Source organism: Helicobacter trogontum (assembly GCF_000765905.2).
GTDB classification, from domain to species: Bacteria; Campylobacterota; Campylobacteria; order Campylobacterales; family Helicobacteraceae; genus Helicobacter_A; species Helicobacter_A trogontum.
Window position 1 is genome coordinate 1 of sequence record NZ_JRPL02000061.1, and the last position, 3210, is coordinate 3210.

The following is a 3210-nucleotide window of genomic DNA, read 5'->3' on the forward strand; positions in this document are numbered from 1 at the left end:
AAAAATTATATTACTCTTTGGAGTGGTAGATTTAATTTTGATGAGAATTCTACTTATCCAGAAACACGCATTTATCTCTTAGAAGGTAATAAAAGAGAGTTAAAATGCACTTATTAAAAGGAAATAATTGATGTTTGAAACAACAAAAAATACGGAGTATTTAGAAGATCTCTTTAAATTTCTTAAAGTTGTTGAGGGTTTTGGTGCATTGCCTTACAATGATTCGCAAGGATATTTAACCATAGGTTATGGTGCTAATTTGCAAGAAAGGAGTTGGATAATTGCTACATTAAATGAATTGGGATTATTCGGGAGTGTAAAAGATTTAAAAACTAAAGAAGATATAGAAGCTTTAGATAATAAAGCTAATAAAGCTAAGATTGATGAATTTTATAATATTACAAAACAAATTGTAACAAATGATAATATAAGCACCATACGCACACAGCTTAATGATTTATTAAAAAAATATACCGGACAAAGTAGTTTTAAACTAAATAAAGAACAGGCTATAAAAATCAAAAAAATAGCATCTGATTCTATATTTGACTATACTTCTAGGATCAATGATAAAACTTTAAAAATGGATAAAGAAACTAATGAATATGCAGGAATTTTATCTTATGCTTTTAATGTCGGAAATAATCCTAGGAAATATTTCTTTGATATATGCAATAAAGACAAAGATAATCGATTTTTAGCATTTTTTACTTTACGATATGGGGTTAATTTTCTTTTAGATGGCAATAGTAAATTTGGCATAGCTAAGAGACGGTTTTGGGAATCTTTATTTTTTGGATTTGAATACAAAGAAAACAGAGCTTTTAAAATGGCAATAGGTATATTTAAAATATTGAATTTTAAATATACTCACAGGAAAGATTGCAACAAAAATTTTGTCACTGAATTTAAAACAACATATTCCAATCAAACATATTTAGATTGGATTATAAAATATGAAGATGAGTTGCTTTATGCTAAAAAAAATCAAAACCAAACTTATCAAGAATTTTATAATGCTGATGCAAGAGCAAACAATCTTCCTGAAAAGTTTAGAAATATACAAGGAATCACTCCAAATAAAGATAACTTTCTCCACCCCTACCTAACCTACATCAACCAAACATTTGCCAAAGGTGCTGTATCAGAATATACATTAAACAATATTTATGTTCTTAAAGAAATTAAAGATTGTGAGAATCTAAATGTTGCTTTATCTAATAGAAATGATACAAGGGATTTTACTCCACTGCTTATTATCTGCCTTAAACCAAATACACAATCACATCAAAATATTGACACTTATCCCATAAAGCAACCAAACAATACATTTATAAGCATAGTAGTATTTGAGGGAGTAAAGCTTGATATGAGTAAAATTGATACACAAAAATCTGAAATTTTATATGCTAGATTGAAAAATGAAAGTAATATAGATGTAGTATTACTGCAGGGCTCACACCAATCAATGATTTTAGATTCTAATGCAAATACTCTTACAATCAAAGGAAGCTCTAATGAAACCTATATCTTTGATAACGCTAAAAATCCTACACAAGAATCTCAAATCTCACCAATTCTCAAAGTCTATATAAATAGAGAAGAAAACCCTAATGATTATATAGAAATTCATAATTTTGCTAAAGAAAGTGTAAATGATAGCAATACTTATATTCTAGGAAATGATTGCAAACAGAGATATTGTGGTATTACCTTATTTCTTGATGAAGGAGTAACACCACATAATACAGGCTGCTCTAATGAGGGTAACTTTCAAGTAATAGTGCAAAATCTTGATAGATATGGTTTAGATAAGGGCGATACGCTGTATCTATATTCTTGTGAGAATAGAAAAGGGGTATCTGTTAAAGTTGATGATAATTATAGTGCTACATTTAGCATAACGCTTGATTTACCAGAACAAGATGAAATCTCAAAGAGATGTCTTAGCTCACATATCATTCTAACAACAAATCCTATAAAAAACACAGAAACTATAGAAGAGCAAATGATACATTCCAATCCACACTTTCAAGTCAATAAAAGTGCAAAACTAGCTAAGCAATATATTATTACAGATGCAAGACTTAATACAAAAAAGCAACCCATTGCAGTAAAAGAGGTAGCACAACAGCTTCGTGTAAAAGCTATAGGCTATAGAGAAAAATATTTGCATTATTTCGTAAATAGTATTGTAAAACTAGAAGCACAATACAACTTAAAGAATCCACCACAAGATAAGATAGGACAAACCAAATGGGCATATATTCTTACTGATAATAAAACTGCACCTACACAAAAACAACTTAATGAAAAACAATATAAACATTTCATACAACACAATGGCAATGAACAATATACTGGGAACAACATTGACTTTAGAATACAAAAAGAATGGCTTGATATTGATAAACCAAAATATCTCTATATCTACGCCTATCTTAATGCCCCTAGCACAAAAACTTCTCTTTGCATAACAATACAATATCCCCTATCCCTTAGATTCAATGGTAATGAATTAGAAATATTAGAGTGGGGGGAAGTGAAAGGGGATAAAATCTTTGCCCTTCATCCCTTAAGTCTCAATAATCCAGCAAGGCAATTTGCTGAATCTAAAAAGTATTTTATACACATAGAAAATATATCCCCTATCCCATTATCTCAAAAAATATATTATTTAGATATATATGATGAAAGCAACAATAAAGTAGGAACTATTACAAACAACAATACACAAAATATAATCAATACAGAACTTTTAATAGATGATATATTCTGTGATTTTGTAAATGTATTGCTAGAATACCAAGGAGAATATTCTGCAAATAGAATAAAGCTAGAGGTGGGGTATGAAAGAAACAATCTTCGTTTAAGTGGTAAAGAATGGATTAAGGAATATAAAGATAAGGCTTCTATAGAAGACTTATCTTCTCCTTTTAAAGAAAATGTTAAAGATTTTTTAAAGGCTATTGATGAAGCAAAAAAGGAAACTCCTCAAGCAAAAATAACATATTATATTAGCTCAACACGTAGACCATACAAAAGAGCAGTTTTGATGCATTATTGCCACAAAGTTGCATACAACAATATTACTCCTCAACAAGCCCAACAAGCAACACAAAAAGAAAATATCCCAATAAATTGGATACATACAGATTCTAGCGGTAATTATTCAGAGAAAATTTCAAGAGAAAAAGCATTGGAGATGGT

General features: G+C 29.3%; 1 protein-coding gene. It reads left to right on the forward strand.

Going from position 1 to position 3210, the window contains the following annotated elements; genetic code table 11:
- Nucleotides 1-130: 130 nt before the first annotated feature.
- On the forward strand, nucleotides 131-3210 hold a 3080-nt coding region (locus tag LS81_RS11585; protein WP_138069939.1), incomplete at its 3' end, for a hypothetical protein.